Here is a 26,123-nt window from a genome sequence, read left to right as displayed (position 1 = left end):
ATTTGCGGCATGAGTAAAAACAACAAAGTGGAACAGCATTCTAAACAAGAATTCATTTTTCAAAAGAAAAATTACATGTTCATGTTTATTGGTCTTGCCTGTATTGCAGTAGGTTTTATTTTAATGAGCGGTGGCGGTAGTGACGACCCTAACGTTTTCAACCCTGAAATCTATAGTTTTAGAAGAATAAGACTTGCACCAACTTTAGTGCTTATTGGCTTAGGCATAGAAATTTATGCCATTTTATTAAACCCACACAAAAAGAAAGATTAATTGGATACTTTAGACGCTATTATTCTCGGTATTATTCAAGGATTAACCGAGTTTTTACCTGTTTCATCAAGTGGGCATTTAGAATTGGGTAAAGCCATTTTAGGAGACAACTCTGTTCAAGAAGAAAGTTTATTATTTACCGTAGTACTACACTTTGCAACCGCATTGAGTACAATTGTAGTTTTTAGAAAAGATATTTGGGAAATTTTAAGCGGATTGTTTCAGTTTAAATGGAACGAAGAAAGTCAGTTTTCCGCCAAAATCATCATCTCCATGTTACCCGCTGTATTTGTGGGCTTATTTTTTGAAGAACAGTTAGAAGCCTTTTTTGGGGGAAATATTAGATTTGTAGGCTTTATGTTGATCATTACGGCAGTACTTTTATATTTTGCCGATAAAGCCAAAGACACGGATAAGAAAGTAAGTTTTGGTAATGCCTTTATTGTAGGAATCTCTCAAGCGATTGCTATGCTACCTGGTATTTCACGAAGTGGAGCCACCATTTCCACTTCTGTTCTTTTAGGTGTAGACAAATCTAAAGCCGCCAGATTTTCATTTTTAATGGTAGTACCATTGATCTTTGGTAAAATTGCCAAAGACCTTATGAGCGGAGATTTAACTTTTGACGGAGAAAATAATGTAGCCATGGGCGCTGGTTTTATTGCCGCCTTTGTTGCCGGCCTTGCCGCTTGTACTTGGATGATTAAATTAGTTCGCAAAAGCAAGCTATCTTACTTTGCCATTTACTGCCTTGTGGTAGGATTTATTGCCGTTATATACGGTTTTACTAATCCGTAATACAAAATAAACACCCAAATTCATGGAAGATTTGACCAAAGAAGACTATTTGAACGGTCAGGTATTATTGATCGATAAACCACTAGAATGGTCCTCTTTTCAAGCGGTCAATAAATTGAAATGGGCTATCAGAAAAAAATTCAGCTTAAAGAAGTTTAAAATAGGGCACGCGGGTACTTTAGATCCGTTAGCAACAGGACTTCTAATTATCTGTACCGGTAAATTCACTAAAAAAATCACTGAATACCAAGGGCAGGAAAAAGAATATACAGGTGTTTTCACTTTAGGTGCAACTACTTCTTCGTATGATCTTGAAACCGAAATAAACGAGACTTTTGGTACGGAACATATTACGCCTGAGCTCATAAAAGCAACTACCAATGAATTTATTGGTGATATAGAGCAAGCGCCACCTGTATTTTCTGCACTTAAAAAAGATGGCAAGCGTTTATATGAATTGGCAAGAGAAGGAAAAACAGTAGATATACCAAAGCGTAAAGTAAATGTAAGCGCTTTTGAAATTACCGATATTGACGGATTGAATGTACACTTTAGAATTGCATGTAGCAAAGGAACTTACATAAGGTCTATGGCTCATGATTTTGGAAAAGCATTGAATTCTGGAGCGCATTTAACAGCATTGAGAAGAACCAAAATAGGTGATTTTAACGTAGATAATGCTCAAGACCCTTTGGTTTATGCCGATATCTTGTTAGGTACAGAAGAAAACAGGTAACAAACAATTGATTACCATTTGTCGATCTTCTAAAATATTTTGGTATTATTAAGGTTATATATCCATGAATCTGAACAGAAAACAATTATCATTACTTGCCACTGTCTTTAGCATGTCTATTGTAGTGCTGGTATTGTATAATATTCAGTTTGGGGGGCAAGAAGAATCTAAAGAAGATTATGTTGTTGAAATGGTTATGGATCCAGAGGTTCTAGAAGAAATTCTAAAAGAGGAAGAACCATTAGAAGAACAAGAAGAAATAGACCCTATTAAAAGTCACTTAGCCTTTAACGAAACCGCTAAACCTAGTTACGGTAATCCAGAACCACTACAAACTTTAGAGGAGTTAATGGCAGAACGTAATGAAATGAGTGATGGCGACCCAACAGAAAATATGATTTCTGACGACGGTTATTCTGCACGAGTAAAAGCCCTGGCGAAAAAACGAGAAGAAAAAAAACAACTTCTAGGAGAAAAGGAAGCTCAAAAGAAAGAATTTACAAACAACCTGGCCGCAAGAAGAACATCTGTTTCTTATTCTTTAGTAGACAGAAACAATTATAAATTACCACCACCAATATACACTTGTATAGAAGGAGGTAAAGTGGTCATCAACATTGAGGTAAATGCTTTAGGCTATGTTACCGAAGCCGATTATAATGCTAAAAGTTCAGGTACCTCTAACGGATGTCTTGTTGATAACGCCATCAAATACGCTTTAAAAGCAAGATTTAATTCTTCTACAAAAGACGCTCAGAAGGGAACTATTACTTACCTATTTCAAGGGAAGTAACTTTAGCACATCTTCTAAAATACTTTGACCCTTATCCTTATTATAAAACATTTGTAGCTCTTGTTTAAACTCTGGAGTTAACTTACCATGTTCTGTTTTATAATCAACTACCATCTTTGTAGCTTTTGCCGATCGTGGTCCCCAAGTTGCAACTACAGCACCATTACCATCTTCAACAGCTATTAATTTAGGAATGGATCTTCCACCGTTGGTTAAAAACTGATCCATGATCTCTAAATTCTCATCACGTAGGATAATGGATAAGGATATATTCGGATTGATTTCCGTAATCTTATTCATTACCGGTAATGCAGGTGAAGCATCGCCACACCAACTTTCAGATAATACCAACCATGAAATTTTCTTGTCTACAGATTTAATTCTAGCCACAGCCTCGTCACTAAATTTTAAGGTTTTGTCCCATCTACGCATACGGCTATTATTCAATTGCGTGTATTGCGTTAATGCTTCTGACTGTTCTGGACCGGTAGATATGCCTTTTTCAGCTAAATCTGCTACCAGAGCTCGGTATTCTGCATAGCTAAAACCGGTTTCCATTCCCTTTTTTATCAAATCTTCTATGAGTAATTCCATGCGTTTGCTATTTTAATTTCTGTAATGGAACCCTTTAGTAGTATTAAAAGTTCAATGCTTACAAATTCTCAGGATTTACCGCTAAACTGTTGAACAACTTGGCTTTGGCGGTAAAATATTTATTCTCGACCTTATTTTGTTTTAACACTGCATCAATCAATTTACTTTCCCTTGAATTAATCAAGAAAAGGGAGCTTTCCCCGAAACTGAATTTTCGTTCTTCGGCAGATAGCAGCGCTTCATAACTAGTAACTATATCATTTATAAGTACATTTTGATTTTGAAAAGAATCGAGCTCATTGTAAATCGCAATTATCTTATTTTGAATTTGTACTTCTGCATTATCTCTCTCAAACTCGGCGTCTTTTAATTTCAATTTTGCCAATTTTAAATCTCCTCGTTCTTTTCTAAGAAACAAAGGAAGTTCGAAATTTAAGCCTGCTTTAAAATTTTGTCTTTCAAATGAATTCAAATACTCCGGTTCATCTGTAATGAACTTATATTCCACATCTATTCTTGGCAACAACTTATTTGTCTTTAAGCGTTTATCCACTATTAGCCCATCGATTTTGTAGTTCAATGATTTTAATTTTGGATGGTTCTCTAGCACAAAACTATCGAGCGGTTTGCCTAAAATCTCTAGAGCCTGATCAATTTCGGTATCTAATGAGGTATCTGGAACCACACCGTCCTGTAACTCCATTGGTATGTTTTCGCCCATCCATAGGTAATTAGATAATTCTAATCTGGCATTACGCAAAACCACATTGGCCTGTTCTTTTTCCAATGCCCTATTCTGTACTGCAATCTTTGCTTCTACCGTATCTATGGCTGCAATTTCACCTGCTTGTGCGCTACGGTTAACACCTTTCAACCTGACTTTAGCATTCAACAAAAAATCGTTGAACAACAGACTATTTCTGTATGCTTGTAACCAATTGAAATATGCCAATGAAGCATCGAACAAAATCTGATTCACCAATAAATCTCTATCTGCCTTAGATTGCTCCCTAAAAAATTTGGCTTTCTTTACGGTAGCCATACGTTCGTTTATCCAAGAACCGCGACCTAATGAAAGTGCAACACCGGCACTATACAAGCCATCATCGGGCACATTTCTTTCGGCATTTACATATTCACCGGTATACTGCTCAAATTCACCCTTTAATTCAATACCGTACCAAGTTGGTATTTTAAAGGTAGAGTTCAATAAATCATAATACTCAGAACCTTTAAATTCTTTCGTAGAATAATCTACAGCTATCTTTGGGTCAAAACCACCACGCGCCTTCATTAAATTTGCCTGACCAACACTCATTACCATTTCTGCTTGTTTGGCCACAGGGTGGTATTTTTTTACATACCCTAAATACTCCCTAAAATTAAGCTGCACAGAATCTACGGTCTGAGCGTTCGCAAACAGCCCAAATGACAGATAGAAAAAGATAATAATTCTGTTCATTCTTATTTTTTTACAGGTTTATCTTGAGCGCCTTCCGGCTGATAATAATTAGGCGGGAAACCGTTTAGCTGACGCCAAAGTTCGTACCAGATCGGTACATCTTCTAACAAGGCTATGGTATTTGCTCCAGTACCTACACGTAAAGCGTCTGGCCATGGTTGATCTTCTTTGTCTGGCGACAAGAGTATTCTATATTTACCATTAGGGTTTATAAAAGTTTCTATGGCCACTACCTTACCGCCATATGTACCGTAAGATGCATTTGGCCAACCACTGAAAACGATTGCCGGCCAACCATCAAATTGAATTCTGACCGTTTCACCCAAATGAACCAGCGGCAAGTCTATAGGATTTATAAACGTTTCTACCGCCATATCATAGTCAGCCGGCATAATGCCTACCAAGGGCGTACCTTCTTTAAAAGTTTCACCAATACCTGCCGTAAGCACTTTATTGATATAGCCATTTTGCGGTGCCCTTACGTAACGTAATTGGTTTCGCATTTGATAATTGGTATAATCATTCTCTAATTTACTCACCTGAGCCTCAGAATCGAATTGATTAGACATCGCCGTAAACTTATCGCTTTGCGCTTTTGAAATCTTATCTGTATAAGAAGCCTGCACCCTATTGATTTCAACTTCTGCATTGATAATCTCGTTCTTGGCAGCCAATAACTTGTTCTCTTGCGAAATTAATTTTGCCTGTGTTTCTTGTAATTTCAAGCGCTTTTCTTCGACATCTGTTACCGCCTTTAAACCTTCGCTTTGTAACTGAGCCGTACGTTCATATTGGCGTTCTGCAATTTGTATGTTCGTCTTTGCCGCTTCAAAATCAATACTATCACTTTGTGCCTTTAATTTCGCTTGCATCAATTTATTCTTGGCCTGCTCTAACTTTAATCTTCTTTCATTGAACAACGCCGCTACCTGATTATCTAAGGATTTCACCTTATCCTCATAAGACGTAACAGAAGATGATTTTGATTTTAATTGCTGCCCAGTTCTTTCTACTAAATCTGGATCAAAATACTCAGACTTTACTTCAGATATAAAGAGTATTGTATCTCCCTTTTTTACATAATCACCTTCTTGTACGTACCACTCTTCAATTCTACCCGGTATTTGAGATTGAATGGTTTGCGGTCTTTGACCTGGTGTTAGTGTTGTTAAATACCCTCTTGCATTAATTGTCTGGGTCCAAGGCAAAAACAATACGATAACGCCAACTATCGCGAAAGCCAACAAAAAGCGATTAAAGTGTTTATAGTGCCTTTTATGATTTACTTTTTGAGCGGATTTAAAACGCGCTATAGATACATTTCCGTTCAATTTTTTATGAGAAATATTAAGCATCTTTTCCTGAGATTTCGTTAATAATCTGACCTTGGTCCATAGTGATAATACGAGAACATTTTTTGATCCATTTATCATTTTCACTCACCACAAGTAGTGCCCACCCATTAGATGAATCACTTAAAAAGCTTAAAATTCTATCAGCCTCTTCACTATTGAACTGATCTAAAGGATCTTTCAATATCAATAACTTTGGTTTACGAACAATACTTCTTGCCAGTACGATCTTTTTTGATATGGTATATGGAATTTGTTTTCCTTCGGGATATAGAACGGTATTTAACCCTTCTGGCTGTTTCTTTACAAATTCCGTAAGTCCTACTTTATCCAATGCCCAATAAACTTGCTCATTTGTAGTTTCCTTATCTCCAAAAGTAATGTTGTGCAGTATAGTGCCTTCAAAAGGAGATTCTTCTGGCAATGACTGACCTAGATGAGAACGGTAATAGTTTAGGTTCATACCCCTTAAAGAGACTCCGTTGATATACACCCCACCACTGTCTGGCTCAATAATACCTGCGATAATACGTAATAGTGTATTTTTACCAGACCCGCTATTACCCCTTAAAAGAATAGTACAATTCGGAGTTATGGTCAAGCTCAAATCTGAAATTACCTGTCTTTTTTGTTGTGGTACACGATAAGAAATATCATTTAATTCAACAGTAAAAGCTTGGTTTTCCATAAATGGCTTTTCGCCTTCTTGTATTTCAAGTTCTTTATCTACTACCTGACCCATTTTCTCTAGAGAAGTCAATAGATCGTAAAAAGTCTCAAGACCCAATATTAGTTTTTCTACGGAACTTATGACCAAAAGAATAATAATTTCAGCAGCGACAAATTGACCAATATTCATTTCTTGGTTCAATACCAATAAACCACCTATTAGAAGAAGACCGGCCGTTACCAACACCTTAAAACCTATCATTTGGATAAATTGTAACACAAGAACCCTAAAATGACTTTCTCTAGCATTCAAATATTCTACCACCAAAGTGTCGTTCTTATCTAAAGCGTGAGAAGTTTTACCTGACAACTTGAAACTAACTATAGACCGCGCTATCTCTTGTAACCAGTGCGCCACTTTATATTTACTCTTAGATTCGTCTAAACTAGTATCTAAACCACGCTGTGCGGTAAACTTAAAAACTACATAAATCAATAACAGCAATAGTAGGCCGTAGACTATAAAAAACGGATGATAAAAAGAAAGTAATATCAAACCAAAAACAATCTGTAACAATGCTGCAGGAAAGTCTATCAATACTTTTGATAGTGATTTTTGAATGGTCAAGGTATCAAAAAACCGATTCGCCAATTCTGGCGGATAATAATTATGAAGCTCGCTCATTTTAATCTTAGGAAATCTATAGGCGAATTCGAAAGATGCCCGCGTAAAAATCTTTTGTTGAACGTTTTCTATAATCCTTATCTGCATTAATTGTAAAATACCTACAAACGCTACACCTATGGTTACCCCAATAACCAATACGATCCATGATGTACTAATCTGTGCACCTTGCATTAAGTTTATGATCGCCTGTATACCCAAAGGCAATGAAAGGTTGACCACACCGGCAAAAATGGCATAATAAAATATCTGAAAAACGTCTTTCTTATCTAATCTTAAAAGACCTAAGAAACGTTGCCAGGCGGTTAATATGTTTTTATTCATCGATAGTATTATTTAAGGTATTAAACACTAAGTGTGTTAAATACTGAGTTGGTGTAACCTTACTATTACAATCTGTTAGTGAAGGAAAATGTTCTTTTAAGAAATGCTGATGCAAACCGTTTTCAAGAATAGTACTTGCTAAACTTGTAGGATATTTATAGTTGGGATCCACTTCTGAAATCATTTCCCCAAGTCTACTTACGAGTCTTTTGTATATAATATAATAGCCCTCTTTGTTCTCAACATCCACTTCTTTTGTCAAATAAGACTTAGAATATTCATTGATTACAATATTATTCAACAGAACCTCATTGATATGCGAAAAAGCAGAATCTTCTTTTATTGTTTTGGTCATAATAAAGATCGCCTTCATTAGTTTTTCTTGGGGGTTTCTAATACTGTTGGTAGCAAAAACCAGTTGATACTCCATCCAACCCCAATACCATGAGGTCAAATACAATAAAAGTTTGTGCTTATTTTCAAAATAACGGTATATACTACTTTCGTTAGAACCAATTTCCTTTCCTAGTTTTTTAAAAGTAAAACTTTCAAAGCCTATTTCATCTATCAATTGAATACTAAACTCAATTATTCTTTTGCCCAGACTAGAAGACTCTGGATCTTTTAGAAAGAGTTTCTCATTGATTCTTATTTGTACCCCTTGTAAGAGCCTATCCATAATATTTAAATTAAGTCGATTGCAAATATAATAGTAATACTATCATACACTAATAGTTTAACATTAATTTATAATAGTAACACCTTTTTGATAGCCCTTACATTCGTATTTTCCGAACTAAAAAATCTGATTATCCTCGTACTATTGACCTTGCAACATGAAAAAAAAATTGGGTTTTATTTTAAATAATCGAAATCAATAAAATTTATACATATGATTTTAGCACGTATAATTGTCAAAACAAAAAAACAGGCAGAAGAAATTGCGAGACTACTTTTAACTCAAAAGTTAATATATAGCGCCAACATCATAAGCAATAAAGCTTTCAATAAAAATGAAGAGAACGGAGAGATCACTTTCGAGAAGAAAACAATCATAGAAGGAAAAACAAAAGCGCTATTATTTACTACAATCAACAAGGTATTAAGGCAAAAGTACCCTGAAAACATGCCATTGATCTATGCCGTTCCCATTATTTATATGGATGATGAACAAATTCAATTACTACGAGATCAAACAGCAAAAATTTAAAAACTCAGTAAGCATCTATCCAACTAAAATTATCTTCAATTACTTGATTTTTTTCTTCCTCCAAATAGTCTAAAAATGCCAAAGCGGTAGGTGATAACTTTTTTGATTTAAGCCAAATTAAATTCCATTTGGTTTCTATAGGCAGACCCTTGATCGGTATAATTTGCACGTCTTTATTTTTGAGTTCATTCTTTAGCCCAATTATAGGCATAATCGAAAAACCCAAACCTGCTATTACCGCCTGCTTTACGGCCTCATTAGAGGTAAGTTCAATTTTTTTACGAACCTCGAATTTATTCTTAGTTATAAAATTTTCCATTGCGGCCCTTGTTGCAGAGCCAGCCTCTCTATAAATTAATGGTGATTGCTCAAATATTTTCTTTCTAGAAAGGGTTTTGCTCCCCAATCCATTTTTTCCGGCAATTAGATATAATTTATTTTGCATAAGCTCTACACGTTCCACCTTCAGTTTTTTAGGTAAAACGGACACCATGGCGAAATCTACCGTATTCAATTCTAAACTTTCTATTACTTGAGATTTATTGGTAACATCGATTACTAAATCAACACCCTTGTTCTGGTGTGAAAAATTTGAAATCATATACGGCATTACATACTTGCCGGTAGACACTACAGAAAATTTCAATTTACCCACCAACTCTCCTTTATAGGATAGAATCTTATAATTAATAGCATCTACTTCTTGGAGTATTCTTTTGGCGGCCACTGCAATTTCCTTACCAAAATCAGTTACATAAAGCTTTCGCCCTACAACTTCTGTTAAAGGAATAGAAAACTGATCTTGAAAATTTTTTAACTGAATAGACACTGCTGGCTGTGTTAGATACAACTCTTCAGAAGCCTTTGTAATACTTTCACTTTCAGCTATTTGCAAGAATATCTTTAACTGATGTAATGTATAATTCATAAAATATTTTTATGTATGACATAATAAATATAAATAAAATTAAATGAATAAAAAATATAAGATTTGCATCCGAATCTAATTCTATAAACTAAATATTATGAACGCAGAAGTTAAAGACGAAGTCAAAAAAACTATCAAAAAACAGAACATTCAACTCGTAGATGGTGAGTTTACAGTTTCTGAGGCTAATGATATCGTAAAGAACCTCATCAATGAAAAAATAAACTTTCACAAATTACAACGCCTATCTCTTTGCGAAGGTTTTTCAAAATCAAACACAGAATTTCCTGACAGTAGAATAGGTCAACTTCAAAATGACAAGAAAATCTCAAATGAGTTTTTTAGAGATCAATTTGGTAAAAACGTAACGGTTACAATTAACGGTGTACTAGAAATAACCATAAACGAATAGTCTAAATTTCTTTCTTAAAAAAAAACATTATGTTTAAAAAAGTAAGTCTACCCTTGTTAGCCACCATTCTATTTATGGGAACCCTTATCCTACTTTCCTACAAAAACAATGGGTTGTTTTTAACCCAAATCTTAGTTTCTTGTAGTATAATCACTTTAATATTATTCATTAAGACCAGGGTGAACGAAAACTGAACGCCCTGTAATAATATTCAATCTTTCTTTTATAAAGGGGAGTTATGTTATGACATTTAGATCAAGTAACTCCCTCCAACCTTTTTACAAATAAACTTTTATGGATTTACATTTACTGTTAGATAATCTGACCAACCCGGCCCTGCTCTTTTTCTTCTTAGGGGTAATTGCCGTTCAATTAAAAAGTGATTTAGAAATTCCGCCGAATTCATCAAAGTTCATTTCCCTTTATTTAATGTTTTCTATTGGCTTTAAAGGTGGTCTAGAACTTTCGCATAGCAATCTCGACATAGAAATTCTATGGTCATTGTTATTCGGTGTTTTCTTGGCTTTGTTCGTACCATTCTACACTTATTTTATTTTAAGAAGAAAATTCAGTGTTGCAAACTCTGGTGCTATAGCCGCATCATATGGTTCGGTAAGTGCTGTAACTTTTGTCACCGCTGTATCATTTTTAGAAATGGAACAGATAGATTTTGGCGGTCATATGGTCGCGGTAATGGCACTTATGGAGGCACCTTCTATTATTATCGGCGTACTGTTGATGTCTTATTTTCAAAAAAACAAAGAAAACAAAATTTGTCTACCAAACGTAGTAAGGCATTCTTTAACAAACGGTAGTGTACTTTTAATAATCGGTAGTTTAATTATCGGTTTTTTGGCCAGTGATCAACATGCCAGAGGCATAGAACCGTTTACTACAGATATTTTCAAAGGCTTTTTAGCAGTTTTCCTTTTAGATATGGGTATTACCAGCGGTAAAAAACTGGCTGATTTTATTAAAAAAGGATGGTTTGCTTTTATTTTCGCTATAGTAATACCTCTTATAAACGGTAGTATCGTCGCTATGGTCAGCGCCATTTTTACCGAAAGTGTAGGAAATAGATTCTTATTTGCCATCTTAGCGGCAAGTGCTTCTTATATAGCCGTGCCTGCAGCTATGCGTTTAGCAGCACCTAAAGCAAACCCTAGCTTATATTTACCTATGGCCTTGGCAATTACATTTCCGTTCAACATTACTTTGGGTATGCCCTTGTATCTATGTATAGTTACTTGGTTTTAGTTTGAACAGAACTCAATTAATAGTACTTTTATTTTATGGAGAAAAACAGGTGTGGCTGGTGTAAAGGCGATACACTTTACGAAGCTTATCATGATCAAGAATGGGGTGTACCTGTTAAAGACGATGCTTTATTGTTCGAGTTCTTAGTATTGGAAACCTTTCAGGCAGGTTTAAGCTGGATCACCATTTTAAAAAGGAGAGAGAACTTTAGGGTAGCTTTTGATCATTTTGATTATAAAAAAATAGCAACATACACTGAAACAAAAATCTTATCCTTATTACAAGATGAGGGTATTATTAGAAATAAATTAAAAGTTCGCGCCACAGTCACCAACGCACAAGCTTATATAAAGATTCAACAAGAGTTTGGTTCTTTTACTGCATACATTTGGGCATTTGTAAATAACACACCCGTTAAAAATGAAGTCATAAACTATAAAGATGCCCCTGCAAATACACCAACTTCAGATGCCATAAGCAAAGACCTAAAAAAAAGAGGCTTTAAATTTGTAGGCAGCACCATCATTAATGCTTTTATGCAGGCAACCGGTATGGTAAACGACCATCAAGTAGATTGCTTTAGATACAATCAAGTATAGGTAAACCAATTACGTGCAACATGAAAAATTTTCCTTTAAAATTAACTATCGCTAGTATATTATTATGTTTTCAAGTAGGGCTCTCTCAATATAAATATGAAAGAGAACATCGTATTCTTAAATCTCAATTTCCCGCTTTGGCCATTGCGAACATAACGGAAAATGTTACAGATTTTAAACGTATTAAATACTACAAAGAAACCGATAGCACCAAAATAAGTTATGAAGCTAAACTTAAAAAAGACAAGCTTTGGTACAGTATAGAATTTAATGAAGAAGGCACTTTAGAAGATATAGAAATACTCATTAAACCTACTGATATCCCAAATGACACCTATGCCAAAATTTTAGATTATTTGAACAATACTTTCACAAAATATAAAATAAAAAGGCTTCAACAACAATATCTTTCAAATAATGAAATGGTAGAAGATATTTTCAAAAACGCATTTCAAAACCTTATGCTACCCTCTAATAACTATGAAATAGTTGTGGTAGGTAAAAAAGACAAAGGGTATTTAGACTATGAAATTCTGTTTGATGCCGATGGTAATTTTAAAAACACGAGAACCTCGCTTCCTCCTAATTATGATCATGTACTGTATTAGAGTTGGGTACGGCATAGTCCTATTTTTATTTTTAGGCACTTACCTTGTACAATCACAAAATACCACAACTGCATATTGGGAACCTGAAGTTGCATTTAACTACAAGGTTACCCCATTACTTAAACAGAACATTTCTTTATCCAATAGAAATTATACATATCAAGACAACCAAACCCAACTAACCATAAGACAAATAGAAATCGCACATTTTTCATCTTTAACAATAGAGCCAGATAAAAGCATAGGTCTAGGTGTTCAATATCGATTTAGAGAAGCATTTGAAAGTGACAAGGAAAATGAACTTAGGCTTACCCAACAATTTAACATCACTAAAAAAACGAATAGTGCTCGTTTTGGTAATAGATTTAGAATAGAGCAACGTATTCAGCCCTCTAAACTAGTTCATCGTTTTAGGTATCGCTTTGCCATAGATATACCTTTAAAAGGTTTAAAGATGGATATTGGTGAACCTTATTTAGTCGCTACTACAGAATCTTTGTTGAGTATAGGCAAAGGTTTAAGCCCCATGTACGACCAACGACTGACATCACAAGTAGGTTGGTCTATTTCACAAAAACTAAAAGCACAGTTTGGAGTTCAATTTAGAATGGAAAATTATACAGAAAGTACTGCACATGTTTTCCTTTTTCTAAACAGTCTGGTCATCTCAATTTAAAAACTTCATAAACTCTTTTCTTGGTATTTCTTGCGCACCCATGCTTTCTAAATGATCTGTATGCAATTGGCAATCAATAACCTTATAATCTTTAGCTTTTAATTCTTCGGCAAGTTTTATGAATGCAAATTTTGATGCATTAGAAGTTAAGCTAAACATACTTTCACCACAGAATACATCACCTAAATCAACCCCATACAAACCACCGACCAAAGAATCGTCTTCCCAAACCTCATATGATTTTGCAATACCTTTTTCATGTAATGCTATGTACGCATTTTTCATATCATCCGTAATCCAAGTACCATCTTGACCTTCACGCGGTACAGATGAACAATACTCTAACACTTCTTTAAAGCACGTATTTTTTGTTAATCGAAACTGTTCATTACGAATAACCTTACGCATACTTTTAGAGATTTTTATTTGATTGGGATATAGGATCATTCTGGGATCGGGACTCCACCATAAAATGATAGAATCATTATCGAACCACGGGAATATGCCGCTTTGGTATGCCAATAGCAACCGTTCTGGAGAAAGATCACCGCCTACTGCCAATAGACCTTCTATATTGGCACTATCTACCGGTGGAAAAATAAGTTCATCTGTCAAAAAATACATGACTAGCCGTGACTTTTAAGTTTATTCATAAAATAAGTAAAGGTCTTAAAACAAAAAAACTTGTTTAACTTTTTAAAGCTAAACAAGTTTACTTTTATAAAGACATAACGTCTTTTATAATTTTTTACAATTTTTCAGAAAGGAAGATCATCATGATCCTCTTCATTTAAATTATCTGCAGGCTCAAAAGCTTCCATTGGTGCAACTGGCGGCATACCGGCTGCTCCTGCTTGAGGTGAACCTTCTATACGCCATCCTTGAATAGAATTAAAGTACTTGACCTGACCTTGAGGATTTGTCCATTCTCTTCCTCTAAGGTTAATGCTTACTTTTACATCTTGACCTACATTATAGCTGTTCAATAAATCACATTTATCTTGAACGAACTCTACCATTATATGCTGTGGATACTGCTCATCTGTAGTAACAACCAATTCTCTTTTTCTAAAGCCATTAGACCCAAAAGTTTGGGTTTCTCCTATCAATTTTACTTTACCTTCTATTTCCATCTTGAACTCTTTTTACAATAGAGTTCAAAAATACATAAAATGATGTTCTAATAAAACAGCGCACTTAGATAACAACACAACAATTATTCACAATTAGGGTTATCTTTAGTGTTAGATAACTATTGGATGAACTTTATTCCTAAAAACAAAATTTCCAACATTTTTCTATTGATAGGCTCCTTTGTTGTAGTGAGTCTGATCTTATGGAACACCAATAGCTTTTTTAAACAATTTAAAGAAGAAGAGCGGCTTAAAATGGAAATCTGGGCGACGGCTCAATCAGAATTTTTACAATCTTCTGAAACTGTAGATTTAGGTAGCCTACATTTAAAGGTTTTTCAAAACAACACCTCTACCCCAATGATTTTAATTAACAAGGATAAATCGATCAGGGTAAACAATTTTCCACCTAAAAAATCTAAAGACTCCGCCTTTATTCAAAGTCAGCTTAGAAAATTCAAAAATGAAAACGTACCAATTTCTATTGATCAACAAGGCGAACATTTAGCTACCCTATATTATGGAAATTCTGATGTTTTAACGAAGCTCAAGTACTATCCAATAGCATTACTGCTTATTATTTTCTTATTTGCCGCTGTTATTTATTTCTTATTCAAGACCAACAAAGCTTCTGAACAGAATAAATTATGGGCGGGTATGGCCAAAGAAACCGCGCACCAAATCGGCACACCTCTTTCTTCTCTTTTAGGATGGAATGAACTGTTGAAATCTGAAGCGATTAACCCCAGCATAACAAAAGAAATTGAAAAGGATATTGATCGACTAGAGACCATTACCGAGCGCTTTTCTAAAATTGGTTCATTACCAAAACTTGAAGAAAGCGATATTGTAAAAGAAACCCGAGATGCTTTCGATTATTTAAAGCGAAGAAGCTCTAAACTTATTCACTTTTCTTTCAGCACAAAGGTAGATTACCTACCGGTTATGTTAAACAGTTCATTATACAATTGGACCATAGAGAATTTGGTTAAAAACGGCATTGATGCCATGAGAGGCAAGGGTAGTATTGCCATTGAGATAGTTCAAGACAACAAATATGTCAACATTTTAATAGCCGATACTGGACATGGTATTTCAAAAAGCAACTATAATAGTATCTTTACACCCGGCTTTACTTCTAAAAAAAGAGGTTGGGGCCTAGGTCTCTCTTTGGTTAAGCGTATTGTTGAAGAATATCATGATGGCAAAATAAAAGTGTTATCATCTGGCAAAGAAGGTACTATAATGCAAATTTCTTTAAAAGTGGTGCACTAATTATGGCGAAGGAAAAATTAGAAATTATTAAAGAAGCCAAACTGACGAATAATTGTCCTGAGTGTTTTAATCAAGATTTAAATTTAACTTTTTATCAAAAGCATACCTACGGTAGCTTTTTTCATAAAATTACAGGAGAACTAAGTAATAAATTAGTTTGCAATACCTGCCACTCTACTATTTACCCTGTTACTTGGACAGATGATATTGAACGCATGTTCAATTACTATCAAAAAACCGCTATACCAACCAAAAAATCATCTAAGCCAACATTACTGTTCTATAGCGTCATCTTAATTCTTATAGCATTAGTGGCCGGTGCAATTTATTTATATATTTCTGGAGCTATTCAACTTTAGAACCTATTGCTTTAGCTAAAGTACTAAGTTCTTCATTACTCAATTTTACCTTATGCTGAAAGGTAGCATCTTTCATTTCATTTAAAGGAATTAAATGAACATGTACATGCGGCACTTCCAAACCAATAACAGACATACCCACACGCTTGCAATCAACTGTTTTCTCTAATGCTTTCCCTACTTTTCTAGAAAAAGACATCAGTCCTAAATAGGTTTCTTCATCTAAATCTAAAATTTTATTCACCTCTTTTTTAGGTATACACAATGTATGCCCTTTTGCATTGGGGTTAATATCTAAAAAAGCCAGGTAATTGTCATCTTCAGCTACTTTAAAGCAAGGAATTTCACCATTGATAATCTTCGTAAAAATAGTTGGCATAGTCATTTGTATTTAATGGTAATAAAAAATCCTATCCATTAACAAAGGATAGGATTAAATATAGTTATTTAAAAAAATTATGCTCTTGTAATTTCAAGAATTTCAAATTTTATGGCTCCGCTTGGCACTACGATCTCTGCAGTATCACCTACCTTTTTACCTAGTAGACCTTTACCAATTGGTGAGTTCACTGAAATTTTACCGGTTTTTAAATCCGCCTCACTTTCGGCAACCAACTTATAAGACATTTCCATGCCATTATTTTGATTTTTAAGCTTTACGGTAGAAAGCACCAAAACCTTTGAAGTATCTAATTGAGACTCGTCAATTAAACGTGCATTTGCCACTGTATTTTCCATCTTTGAAATTTTCATTTCCAAAAGACCTTGTGCTTCTTTCGCAGCATCATATTCAGCATTTTCCGACAAATCTCCTTTATCTCTTGCTTCGGCAATAGCTTGAGACGCTTTTGGGCGCTCAACATCTCGTAAATGATTTAGTTCTTCCTTGAGTTTCTTCAACCCTTCTGGAGTATAGTATGATATATTACTCATTACCTCTTTGTTTTATAAATAAACAAATCCTCTGCAATTGCCTGTTATTTCGGCTTTTTAAGCGAGGATTTAACACAAATATACATAATTTTTACGCACTTTTGCTGAAGTTTTTCAAAACTAAACTTTAAGTATAATGAAGAGATTAGGCATTGTTATTCTATTGATTATTACCGCTTGTAGCAATGACGGTACAAATAGAAATCCTTACTTACAAGAAATAGGTTTTCGTTTTGAAGCCAATTTAAACCTGCCTTCCTACAGTCCTCTTACAAACACTGGCAGTGTGGTTTATATAAATAGTGATCTTGCCGGTACTAGAGGGGTTTTCGTAATCAACTCTGGCTTTGATCAATTTAGGGCTTTTGAAGGTAGTTGCCCAAATCACGCCCCTAATGATTGCTCTACCATGTCTTTTAGAGGACAAGTTGCAACATGTTCATGTGAAGGTTATGAGTATAGTCTATTTACCGGTCAGTTATTGGACGTACCTGATGATGGCAATCGTTATTATAACATGTTAGAATATCGTACCAGTTTTAACGGGGGCAGTGTAATTATTTTTAATTAAGCACTTATAGGTAGTTCTAGATATCAAATTGAAATATTCTCAAAAAATAAAAAGGGTGCAACCTTAAAAGTCACACCCTTTTATAACACTTAAAATTATTTATAATACTTTGATCGCTCTCAAAATATTTAAAAGTTAACGGTGGCTCCCAACAAGAAGTTAGTACCAGCTTGTGGATAATACCCCTGCACTTCAAAAGAATTACCAGGTGTAGACCAACTGTCTACATAGGTATAGCCGTTAGAAACATACTTTTCATTGAAGATGTTATTTACCAGACCTGAAAATACGATAGATTTAACAATACTATTCATTTTAACTTCATAGGTTACATTGAAATCGTTCGTAAAATAAGAATCTAATTTTGAAGCTTCGGTATCTGTATTACTTAAATATTGCTCGCCAACAAATTTTGAGTACAACGAAAGACTCAGTACTTCAGAAGGCATATAACTTAGAATATTTCCTGCTACCAAACCTGGTGAATATGCAATATTGGTATCGCCTAAACCTTGTAATAATCCATCTCGATCAATAAAGAAATCTTTGTTCTTATTGTCGCTTATAGCAATATTAGGGCGCACACTAAATTTATCTCCCAATCTAATATTCGCATCAACCTCTAAACCAAATCTGTAACTATCGCCAATATTCTCTCTTAATGGTGCACCAACATCATTTAATTCACCTGTAACCACTAACTGATCTTTATAGTTCATGTAATATAGGTTGGTGTTGACCTGTACATTAGTTGATACGTATCTCCATCCTAATTCAAAATCATTCAATTTTTCTGGCTTAGGGTTACCGCTTTCGTAGTCATTTCTATTTGGTTCTCTATTAGCTACCGCATAAGACAAATAGAAATTGTTATTGGCATTTAAATCAAAAGTTACCCCAGCTTTTGGGTTGAAAAAATTAAATGTATCATCAACCAAACCGGTTTCATCTCCATTAGCCTTGTAGCCTACCGTTCTATATTGTAAATCTCCATACAACGACCATTGATCTGTTAATTGATAATTTACTTTTGTATACAGATTAAAATCAGTTTTAGTTGAACTATCATCATAGTAGCGGTCTTTATAACTACTGTTGCTAGCATATCTAGCCCAAATCACTTCGCCGAAATGATCGCCTTCATACTTGTTAAAGCCACCACCCATTATTAAGTCTAGCTTGTCTTTCTTATAGTTTGCGGAAAAAACGGTACCATAGAAATCATTATCTAACCAACGTCTTCTAATGAGGTCTGTGGTATTTACCTCAACACCATCAACTATTAATGGTTCAAAACCATAGGTAGCGAAATCGTCTGCCTCTCTATATTGCTCAAAATAGCCTCTACCCCTGGTATAGTGCAATGCGATGTTGGTACTCCAGAAATCTGAAATTTGTTCGTTCCATAAAAGCTGAGCATGATCCTGCTTATAGTTATCTACCTCATTATCATAAAATTGGGTATTTCCATCTAGATCTGTATAAATACCTGAAGGATTAAAGGTTCTATCATCCTTTAAAGTTTGACCATCTATACCGTACCAAGCCTGATACGTAATTTCATGACCACCGAACATTAACGCTTTGATCAAGGTATTGTCATCTTTATAAGCAGCTTGTAAAAAATAAGACTCTAAATCTGTTCTAGCCCTGTCTATATAACCATCAGAATTGATTTGAGATAGTCTACCCGAAATTTCAATATGGTCATTTAAAAGTCCGGTGCTGAATTTCAGGTTATTTCTTAAGGTGCTGTAACTACCAATTGAAGTTGATATTTGTCCGTATGCATCTTGCGAGAATCCGTCAGTTAACAGATTTAAACTGGCACCAAAGGCACCTGCTCCGTTTGTCGACGTACCTACACCGCGTTGTAACTGTAAACTCTCTGTTGAAGATGCAAAGTCTGGCATATTTACCCAAAAGGTACCTTGAGATTCCGCATCGTTATAAGGTATACCGTTAATGGTAACGTTTACACGTGTAGCGTCACTACCCCTTACCCTAATACCTGTATAACCTACTCCGGCACCTGCATCACTAGTGGTGACTACAGATGGTAGAAAGTTCATTAATACAGGAATATCTTGACCTAAGTTTCGAGGCTTGATATCTTCCTTTGTAAGATTTGAAAATGTAACAGGAGATTCTTTGGTCACCCTGACCGCTGAGACGAAAACCTCGTCTAACACTACTTTTTTACCTTCTAAGGTGTCAGTTTCCTGTTCTTGGGCACTTAGACCCATACTCAGCGTAAGAAACGCCGCAATTGTGAAAATAGATAGTTTCATTCGTAAAATAATCACGAATAAAAGGGGTTATTATTCTAATATTAAAATTGATTTTAGAGCAACTAAGCTCGCTTTCCAAAAGACTTCATATGAATAAAAAAACATACTACATCTTATTCTAAAAAATTGTTTTAAATTTTTTAGACTTTCCCTTGGCAGCATTACCTGCCCAGGTTCTTTGGGTATAATCTCAGCTTTGTTCTATGATTAGAACTAGGCACCCCTTTGAGATGCGGCAAATGTAATGCAGTTATTTATACTGTCATAAAGAAATTTAAAAAAATAACAACTTGTTTAATTAACACCTTTTTAGAACTTCTTCCTGCAGTTTTAACGTATTTAAAGTATCAGCACAAAACTATATGAATTCAAAAAAAAATAGATTCACCCTTAAGATAACCATTAGCTACCTTCTTTTAATTATTCTAGGGATCATCGCCTCTTATTATATCTATAATGAAGTACAAGAGTATATCGCAACTGAGCAAACAACGGAAAAAGATCATAAACTGCTAAAAACAAACTCTTTTCTCGCGCAATTATATGAAGCTGAAAGCCTTTCTAAACTTGCCTTGCAAACCAAAAGCAAAATCAATTTTACCGCTTATGAGAATAAGATAGACTCTCTCTACACCAATATTGAAGAATTAAAAACACTTACGGAAAGCAATCATCAACGCATGCTTCTAGACAGCCTTAGCTCTTTACTAACCAAAAAGGCGACCAATATCAATGCTTTACGCTCCATTAGAATTAAAGATCAAACTGACACCGCTATAAACTCTGCTCTTAAAGAATTTGACAAGCTTGAAGAATCTTTAGGTATTATTAAACCCGAAGGTTTAGCACCAAACTTAGACGAGCTTTCACCAAAAGCACAAAGTGCCATAAAAAAAGTTGCCGATTATTTAAATGCAAATGTACCTATAGACGAAGATCCACAACAAAATGTTCAAACAATGGACAGTGTCGTTCAGGTTTCTAAAAATCTTTTAAAAGACGTACAGCAAGAAAATACCACAAATAAAAATTCTTTAGCTATTAGAGAAACAACCATCAATAAAACAGATCTTGAACTATCGCAGCAATTGCGTACCATTCTTTCTTCTTTTGAGCAAGAGATCATCATGAACAGCTTAGCAAGTTCCATAAAAAAAGAAACCCTGCTTAAACGAAGTATTCGCCTAGCCGTTATCGCCGCAATTCTTGGTTTTCTAGTAGTAGGTATTTTTACTTTTATTCTTAATAGAGATTTTTGGAAAGCGAACATATACAGAGAAAAACTTGAAAAGGAAAAGGCATATTCAGAATCGCTATTAAAAAGTAGAGAGCAATTAATCGCTACCGTAAGTCATGATCTACGCACTCCATTAAACACCATAAGCGGCTATGCCGATATTATAGAAGAAAGCGATAACAGTAAGAACCACAAAGAACATATTACCCATATTAAATCTGCTACGAACTATGTCAATAACCTTGTAAATGACTTACTGGATTTCTCTCAGTTAGAAGCTGGAAAAATGGTTGCCAAGCATTCTTCTTTTAGGATTGATCAATTAATACTAGAAAGCTCTAAAAATATTGCTTCTCAATATCAAAACAAGAAAATTGAAATGGTTTTAAAATTGGATGATTCTTTAAAACATCCTATTATTTCCGATGCTTTTCGTCTACGACAAATTGTATCGAATCTTTTAGGAAATGCTTATAAATTCACAGATAAAGGTACTATCACATTGACCGGAACTATATTAAACAATAAAACGCTTAAACTACAAATAGAGGATACGGGAATAGGGATTTCTAAAGAGAAACAAGAACTGATTTTCAAAGAGTTTGCACAAGCTGAGAACGATACGGATAAGAAATATGATGGATACGGATTAGGACTCACCATTACCAAAAAACTCACTGAATTACTAGAAGGTTCCATATTGTTAGAAAGCGAAATAAATAAAGGCAGTACGTTCACGCTTGAAATACCTATTGAATTGGGAGCAGAGGTTGAAGAAGCACCTCAAAAAACCATAGTATTAGAAGATTTAAAAATTATTGTATTCGATGATGACGCATCTCTCTTAAAACTCATTAGCGAAATTCTAAAAGCCGAAGGAATTGAAGCTCGAATATTTTCAGATTTCAATGCTTTTACATCTGAAGAAGATTTCAACTTTGATGTGATTTTGACCGATATAGAAATGCCTACCGTTACGGGCTATGAAATTGTAAACCAATTAAAATCTGGCGCGTTCAAAAATTATAACAAACAACCCATCTTGGCAATGACAGGAAGACGAGACCTATCATTACAACATTTCACCGAAAAAGGATTTACTGGCTTGTTACGCAAACCCTTTTCAAAAACCGACTTATTACAAAAACTAAATACAATATTTAACAATAACACCAAAGCTCCAAGTCGTATAGTTATTTTAAATAAAGAAAGTAATGACAAGCCATTTAGCCTAACTAATATAAAAATGTTTTTAGGTGATGACCAAAATGCTATTAACGAGGTATTGCTAACTTTCACAAAGGATACAGAAGAAAACCTTTTTCAACTTCGAACCGCCGTTGCCAATAATGATTTTAAGCTGCTAAACAAAACAGCACATAAAATGCTGCCTATGTTTCGTCAATTAGAAGTGAATAATGCCATACCCGTTTTAGAAACTTTTGAAGTATTAAAGAGCGATGAAATTAGCAGTCAAAAATTAAAGAGAAAATTTCAAGAAGTGCAGCGTGAGATTGAATTTTTAATTGATGTACTTTCACAACAAACAGCTACAGATCCAAATCATAATGGTTGATTCTATTGTAAAGCGTTTTGCGAGTTACCTGAAGTAATTTAGCTGCTTTAGATTTATTATAATTAGTACGTTTTAAAGCGTTTACAATTTGTTCTTTTTCAAATTCCGCTTTTGAAAGACTTCTTAGTGCTACGGTTTCTAAAACCGGACTCATTAATTCTGACGGTAAAACCTTTGCTTCTACTTTATCTGTAGTTGATAACAATACTGCACGCTGAATTACATTCTGTAATTCGCGAATATTACCAGGCCAATGATAAGCATTGAAAATATCCCAAACCTCATCAGAAAAATCAACTATTTGTTTGTTCAACTTTTCATTGAACTTTTTTAGAAAATGAGTAGCTAATACAGGCAAATCTCCGTGTCTGTTTTTTAAAGCGGGAATTTGCAAAGAAAATTCATTTAATCTATGATACAGATCTTCACGAAAAGTACCGTTCTCAACCGCAGACTTTAAATCTTCATTGGTAGCTGATAATATTCTAACATCAACCTGTATTTCAGTATTACTACCTATTCTTTTAATTTTTCGCTCTTGTAAGGCTCTTAACAACTGAATTTGATTCTCATAGGAAAGATTACCTACCTCATCTAAAAACAATGTTCCGCCATTGGCAGCTTCAAAACTCCCTATTTTATCAGCTACTGCACCGGTAAAACTTCCTTTTAAATGTCCAAAAAACTCACTTGCCGCTAATTCTTTTGGTATTGCTCCACAATCAAGTGCTATAAATGGCTTTTTATTTCTTGTACTTTTTTGATGAATGGCTTTTGCAGTAACCTCTTTACCTGTACCACTTTCACCTATGATTAAAACTGACATATTAGTAGGTGCGACTAAGACAATATGTTCTTCTAATTTTTGAGTTGCATCACTTGTAAGAATCAATTCCTTTGAACTAGCTTCACTCTCTTTGTTAGCTACTTTAACCTTAGAGTTTTCAGGTTCTTCTTTGGAAGTCTCTTTTACAGCTGCAGGTTTTGAATTCAACGCCCCATCAATAACCGCCAACATTTGGTCAGGCGTAAATGGTTTGGAAATATAATCATATGCACCCATCTTCATAGCCTTTACAGCCGTAGACACTTCTGCATAACCGGTCATAACTATTACCGGAATCTTTCCTTTTAATTCAGACACTAATTTAATCCCGTCATAATCCGGCAAACGCAAATCTGTTATTACTAAATTAAAATTTTGTTCTTTTAGCTGTTTTTCACCATCTAACCCAGTATGACTTAATACAACATCATAACTATTTCTAGCCAAAAACTTTTGAAGCATTTGAGCAAATGAAATATCATCTTCAATAATTAGAATTTTAGTCATAGTCAGTTTGGTGTTCTTAGTATCTACGTAAAAATACCATATGCCGACTACTTGTATTTTAAAATTATCATAAAGCTTTTGTTCAAACATTTAAAAAAAGTCCTAAAAAAAGGAAAGAATAGCCTTTAGCTATCCTTTCCTGACCAAACCAACTTGAACAAACAAGTTTCTCTATAATTACATATCTATCCAATTACCTTCTTCATCTGCATACACCGTACCTTGTGTGCCATCTTCAAGAGATAATACTAGCTTATATTGTTTCTTTTCATTTGTGTATGCCTTATCTAAATTTGCCGTTGGAAAATTCTTTGATACCGCATTTGTTACTGCTTGTGGTACTTCTGCAACCGAGATTTCTTCAAAATCTTCTGTTGCTATTGAAATCTCATTTACTTGGTTGTGCTGTATTCCATTTTCTGAAACTGCTGCATCTTGTGCATTTATTGCAAAACCTCCTAATGTCATTGCTCCAAATAAAAATAAAGTTCTCATATTTTCTATATTTAAGTTAATAATACATATCAATACTATTAACAAAGAAAAAAGAGTGCCACAACAAGAATTTACATCATTACATCTGATTATCAGAAGATTATAATTTTACTATCATTCCGGTTATTGGGTAAATTTGTAACCCATGTAGACCACTGTGTAATTTTTACTCAAAAAGAAAACAAAAAATTGTTTTTAAAATTTAATTGAAGACAAAAAAAAGGAGCTGCAAATTGCAGCCCCCCTCAAACCACCTATCAAACTCTTGTTTTAAAATTTTAACCAACACCTCAATCAATTCAACAACAACTAATATTGGACAATGCTAATCCGGGGGATTATTTCAAATACAATTATTTGGTGGCACCTTCACAGTTAACGGTTAGTGTTTAAATGAAAGTGATTTTATGCTTATTTATTCCTCCCAAAACAATTTTGATATCATAGTCATTGCTAAAATCAAAACTGCACTTGTGACCGAAATAAATACTATAGTGACCATTGTTTCATAACTTGCTTCACTTATTTAGACACAACATTATTTGATAGGTCACATTTTAAATAAAAAAAAACCGCATTTAGCAGTTTTTTTTTATTTCTATCGATAAAACGGACTATCTCTTGTTGATCCAATTACCATGTTGGTCTATATATACGGTCTTTCTTGTACCGCTTTTAAGCACCATTATTAATTTGAATTCTCCTTTATTATTTTTAAAAGCTCCACCAAGTTTAGATGTTGGGTATTGCTTTAATATTTCTTCAATTACCGGTGGTGTTAATTCGCTCGATTTAATTTTTACGTATTCATCGGCTATTTTGACTACGACTTCTGTTTCAATTATATCTGAACTAGTGTTTGCTGATGCGTTAAACATGATTCCGAAAGTCAAGAATACTAGTAATGCGTAATTTTTCATGCTAATAATTTTAATCGTTAATAACTCTAAATCTTAAAATACTTACGGAGTAATCTTACATATGGATTATCCTTTAATGAAATTTTAAAATTTTAAACATAAAAAAGCTGCCTAGGCAGCTTTTTACAAACAACTAACTCAAACTTCTAATCCTTACATTTCTAACCAGTTACCTTCTGCATCTGCATAAAGCACTGAAGAAGCACCATCTTGTGAAGTAATTTCTAATTTGTATTTATTTTCATCATCAACGTATGCTTTATTCAACATTGCACCTTCATAATCTGTTGCTAAAGCATTTACAATTGGTGTTGGTAAATCAGAAGCAGCTACTTCTGTATAATCTTGTAAAAAAACATCTTCCATTATACCATCGTGAAATATAATTGGAGTTGAGGCAGTACCTATTGTTAAACTACCTATGGCTAAAGCTGTGGCAAATACTAATTTTTTCATCTTTCTTATATTTAAATTAAACATTCTTGAAAGGTATATTAGAATAATTGTGCCAACACGAAATACGACATCCTGTTTAATCATATATATTTGATTGTCAGTTATATAAACCAAATAATCGTTTAAAGACTATTGGGTAAAAATGTGCGTAAATAAAAAAAGTGTGTA

Annotated in this window: 29 protein-coding genes; 14 read left to right on the top strand and 15 right to left on the bottom strand. The window is 34.2% G+C overall.

Annotated features, from left to right (window positions below):
• The first annotated feature begins 9 nt into the window (after nucleotides 1-9).
• From SJY30_RS16005 to SJY30_RS15990, 4 genes are all read left to right on the top strand, one after another.
• Nucleotides 10-273 (top strand): DUF3098 domain-containing protein, encoded by a 264-nt coding sequence (locus tag SJY30_RS16005; RefSeq protein ID WP_396633130.1) that lies wholly within the window; start codon nucleotides 10-12, stop codon nucleotides 271-273.
• Nucleotides 274-1,071 carry an undecaprenyl-diphosphate phosphatase gene (locus SJY30_RS16000; protein WP_396633129.1) on the top strand — a complete coding sequence of 266 codons (798 nt, stop codon included), beginning with the start codon at nucleotides 274-276 and terminating at the stop codon, nucleotides 1,069-1,071.
• Between the two features lie 22 nt (nucleotides 1,072-1,093).
• Entirely contained in the window at nucleotides 1,094-1,807 is a 714-nt protein-coding gene (gene truB / locus SJY30_RS15995; RefSeq protein ID WP_396633128.1) for a tRNA pseudouridine(55) synthase TruB, read from the top strand.
• A 64-nt stretch (nucleotides 1,808-1,871) separates the two neighbouring features.
• Complete coding sequence (locus tag SJY30_RS15990) at nucleotides 1,872-2,600, top strand: hypothetical protein (protein WP_396633127.1); 729 nt, start codon at nucleotides 1,872-1,874, stop codon at nucleotides 2,598-2,600.
• Here SJY30_RS15990 and SJY30_RS15985 read toward each other — a convergent pair.
• The 5 genes from SJY30_RS15985 to SJY30_RS15965 are packed head-to-tail and all read right to left on the bottom strand — an operon-like array spanning nucleotide 2,583 to nucleotide 8,365.
• Nucleotides 2,583-3,194: a thioredoxin family protein gene (locus tag SJY30_RS15985; protein ID WP_396633126.1), complete on the bottom strand. Its 612-nt coding sequence runs from the start codon at nucleotides 3,192-3,194 to the stop codon at nucleotides 2,583-2,585. The two genes, SJY30_RS15990 and SJY30_RS15985, sit on opposite strands and share 18 nt — an antisense overlap.
• Nucleotides 3,195-3,252: 58 nt before the next feature.
• Nucleotides 3,253-4,656: a TolC family protein gene (locus SJY30_RS15980; protein ID WP_396633125.1), complete on the bottom strand. Its 1,404-nt coding sequence runs from the start codon at nucleotides 4,654-4,656 to the stop codon at nucleotides 3,253-3,255.
• Nucleotides 4,657-4,658: 2 nt separating this feature from the next.
• Nucleotides 4,659-6,011 carry an HlyD family secretion protein gene (locus SJY30_RS15975; protein WP_396633124.1) on the bottom strand — a complete coding sequence of 451 codons (1,353 nt, stop codon included), beginning with the start codon at nucleotides 6,009-6,011 and terminating at the stop codon, nucleotides 4,659-4,661.
• Complete coding sequence (locus SJY30_RS15970) at nucleotides 6,004-7,686, bottom strand: peptidase domain-containing ABC transporter (RefSeq protein ID WP_396633123.1); 1,683 nt, start codon at nucleotides 7,684-7,686, stop codon at nucleotides 6,004-6,006. Before SJY30_RS15970 ends, SJY30_RS15975 begins: the two co-directional genes overlap by 8 nt.
• Nucleotides 7,679-8,365, bottom strand: coding sequence for a TetR/AcrR family transcriptional regulator (locus tag SJY30_RS15965; protein ID WP_396633122.1), 687 nt, complete (start codon nucleotides 8,363-8,365; stop codon nucleotides 7,679-7,681). Before SJY30_RS15965 ends, SJY30_RS15970 begins: the two co-directional genes overlap by 8 nt.
• Before the next feature lie 213 nt (nucleotides 8,366-8,578).
• Between SJY30_RS15965 and cutA the strand changes: the two genes are divergently transcribed.
• A complete protein-coding gene (cutA, locus tag SJY30_RS15960; RefSeq protein WP_396633121.1) occupies nucleotides 8,579-8,896 on the top strand; it encodes a divalent cation tolerance protein CutA in 318 nt (105 codons plus the stop codon).
• A gap of 4 nt (nucleotides 8,897-8,900) precedes the next feature.
• Here cutA and SJY30_RS15955 read toward each other — a convergent pair whose 3' ends face one another.
• Nucleotides 8,901-9,824, bottom strand: coding sequence for a LysR family transcriptional regulator (locus SJY30_RS15955; RefSeq protein WP_396633120.1), 924 nt, complete (start codon nucleotides 9,822-9,824; stop codon nucleotides 8,901-8,903).
• A 97-nt stretch (nucleotides 9,825-9,921) separates the two neighbouring features.
• Between SJY30_RS15955 and SJY30_RS15950 the strand changes: the two genes are divergently transcribed.
• From SJY30_RS15950 to SJY30_RS15930, 5 genes are all read left to right on the top strand, one after another.
• Nucleotides 9,922-10,236, top strand: a complete 315-nt coding sequence (locus SJY30_RS15950; RefSeq protein WP_276493496.1) for a hypothetical protein — start codon at nucleotides 9,922-9,924, stop codon at nucleotides 10,234-10,236.
• 294 nt (nucleotides 10,237-10,530) lie between these two features.
• Complete coding sequence (locus SJY30_RS15945) at nucleotides 10,531-11,493, top strand: sodium-dependent bicarbonate transport family permease (protein WP_396633119.1); 963 nt, start codon at nucleotides 10,531-10,533, stop codon at nucleotides 11,491-11,493.
• Nucleotides 11,494-11,528: 35 nt separating this feature from the next.
• On the top strand, nucleotides 11,529-12,092 hold the full coding sequence (locus SJY30_RS15940) for a DNA-3-methyladenine glycosylase I (protein ID WP_396633118.1): 564 nt from the start codon (nucleotides 11,529-11,531) through the stop codon (nucleotides 12,090-12,092).
• A gap of 20 nt (nucleotides 12,093-12,112) precedes the next feature.
• On the top strand, nucleotides 12,113-12,700 hold the full coding sequence (locus SJY30_RS15935; protein WP_396633117.1) for a hypothetical protein: 588 nt from the start codon (nucleotides 12,113-12,115) through the stop codon (nucleotides 12,698-12,700).
• Complete coding sequence (locus SJY30_RS15930) at nucleotides 12,687-13,376, top strand: DUF2490 domain-containing protein (protein WP_396633116.1); 690 nt, start codon at nucleotides 12,687-12,689, stop codon at nucleotides 13,374-13,376. Before SJY30_RS15935 ends, SJY30_RS15930 begins: the two co-directional genes overlap by 14 nt.
• Here the strand turns inward: SJY30_RS15930 and aat are convergent.
• Nucleotides 13,368-14,000 (bottom strand): leucyl/phenylalanyl-tRNA--protein transferase, encoded by a 633-nt coding sequence (gene aat / locus SJY30_RS15925; RefSeq protein ID WP_396633115.1) that lies wholly within the window; start codon nucleotides 13,998-14,000, stop codon nucleotides 13,368-13,370. The genes SJY30_RS15930 and aat overlap by 9 nt on opposite strands.
• 134 nt (nucleotides 14,001-14,134) lie before the next feature.
• A complete protein-coding gene (locus SJY30_RS15920) occupies nucleotides 14,135-14,509 on the bottom strand; it encodes a DUF3127 domain-containing protein (protein WP_396633114.1) in 375 nt (124 codons plus the stop codon).
• 126 nt (nucleotides 14,510-14,635) lie between these two features.
• Here SJY30_RS15920 and SJY30_RS15915 point away from each other — a divergent pair, with 126 nt between their 5' ends.
• Both SJY30_RS15915 and SJY30_RS15910 read left to right on the top strand, forming a co-directional pair.
• The gene (locus tag SJY30_RS15915; protein WP_396633113.1) at nucleotides 14,636-15,784 is read left to right on the top strand and encodes a sensor histidine kinase; all 1,149 of its coding nucleotides are present in this window, start codon (nucleotides 14,636-14,638) and stop codon (nucleotides 15,782-15,784) included.
• A gap of 2 nt (nucleotides 15,785-15,786) precedes the next feature.
• Nucleotides 15,787-16,143, top strand: coding sequence for a hypothetical protein (locus SJY30_RS15910; protein WP_396633112.1), 357 nt, complete (start codon nucleotides 15,787-15,789; stop codon nucleotides 16,141-16,143).
• On the opposite strand, the gene SJY30_RS15905 is transcribed toward SJY30_RS15910, so the two are convergent.
• Together SJY30_RS15905 and greA are read right to left on the bottom strand one after the other, a co-directional pair.
• Nucleotides 16,130-16,522 (bottom strand): HIT family protein, encoded by a 393-nt coding sequence (locus SJY30_RS15905; protein ID WP_396633111.1) that lies wholly within the window; start codon nucleotides 16,520-16,522, stop codon nucleotides 16,130-16,132. The two genes, SJY30_RS15910 and SJY30_RS15905, sit on opposite strands and share 14 nt — an antisense overlap.
• Nucleotides 16,523-16,599: 77 nt before the next feature.
• Nucleotides 16,600-17,076, bottom strand: a complete 477-nt coding sequence (gene greA, locus SJY30_RS15900; RefSeq protein ID WP_396633110.1) for a transcription elongation factor GreA — start codon at nucleotides 17,074-17,076, stop codon at nucleotides 16,600-16,602.
• Nucleotides 17,077-17,212: 136 nt separating this feature from the next.
• Here greA and SJY30_RS15895 point away from each other — a divergent pair, with 136 nt between their 5' ends.
• Nucleotides 17,213-17,647: a Rieske (2Fe-2S) protein gene (locus SJY30_RS15895; protein WP_396633109.1), complete on the top strand. Its 435-nt coding sequence runs from the start codon at nucleotides 17,213-17,215 to the stop codon at nucleotides 17,645-17,647.
• Nucleotides 17,648-17,775: 128 nt separating this feature from the next.
• On the opposite strand, the gene SJY30_RS15890 is transcribed toward SJY30_RS15895, so the two are convergent.
• Nucleotides 17,776-19,938 carry a TonB-dependent receptor gene (locus tag SJY30_RS15890; RefSeq protein ID WP_396633108.1) on the bottom strand — a complete coding sequence of 721 codons (2,163 nt, stop codon included), beginning with the start codon at nucleotides 19,936-19,938 and terminating at the stop codon, nucleotides 17,776-17,778.
• Between the two features lie 362 nt (nucleotides 19,939-20,300).
• Here SJY30_RS15890 and SJY30_RS15885 point away from each other — a divergent pair, with 362 nt between their 5' ends.
• Nucleotides 20,301-22,751, top strand: a complete 2,451-nt coding sequence (locus tag SJY30_RS15885) for an ATP-binding protein (protein WP_396633107.1) — start codon at nucleotides 20,301-20,303, stop codon at nucleotides 22,749-22,751.
• Here SJY30_RS15885 and SJY30_RS15880 read toward each other — a convergent pair.
• From SJY30_RS15880 to SJY30_RS15865, 4 genes are all read right to left on the bottom strand, one after another.
• Nucleotides 22,726-24,174: a sigma-54-dependent transcriptional regulator gene (locus SJY30_RS15880; RefSeq protein WP_396633106.1), complete on the bottom strand. Its 1,449-nt coding sequence runs from the start codon at nucleotides 24,172-24,174 to the stop codon at nucleotides 22,726-22,728. The genes SJY30_RS15885 and SJY30_RS15880 overlap by 26 nt on opposite strands.
• Nucleotides 24,175-24,261: 87 nt before the next feature.
• Nucleotides 24,262-24,579: a hypothetical protein gene (locus SJY30_RS15875; RefSeq protein WP_396633105.1), complete on the bottom strand. Its 318-nt coding sequence runs from the start codon at nucleotides 24,577-24,579 to the stop codon at nucleotides 24,262-24,264.
• A 614-nt stretch (nucleotides 24,580-25,193) separates the two neighbouring features.
• Entirely contained in the window at nucleotides 25,194-25,499 is a 306-nt protein-coding gene (locus tag SJY30_RS15870; RefSeq protein ID WP_396633104.1) for a hypothetical protein, read from the bottom strand.
• Between the two features lie 153 nt (nucleotides 25,500-25,652).
• Nucleotides 25,653-25,955 carry a hypothetical protein gene (locus SJY30_RS15865; protein WP_396633103.1) on the bottom strand — a complete coding sequence of 101 codons (303 nt, stop codon included), beginning with the start codon at nucleotides 25,953-25,955 and terminating at the stop codon, nucleotides 25,653-25,655.
• Nucleotides 25,956-26,123: the final 168 nt, after the last annotated feature.

Origin of the sequence: Maribacter sp. R86514, from assembly GCF_044597005.1 — a bacterium.
Classification (GTDB): Bacteria; Bacteroidota; Bacteroidia; order Flavobacteriales; family Flavobacteriaceae; genus Maribacter.
Note: the sequence above shows the minus strand (reverse complement) of the source record. Positions and strands in the feature narration are given on the sequence as shown.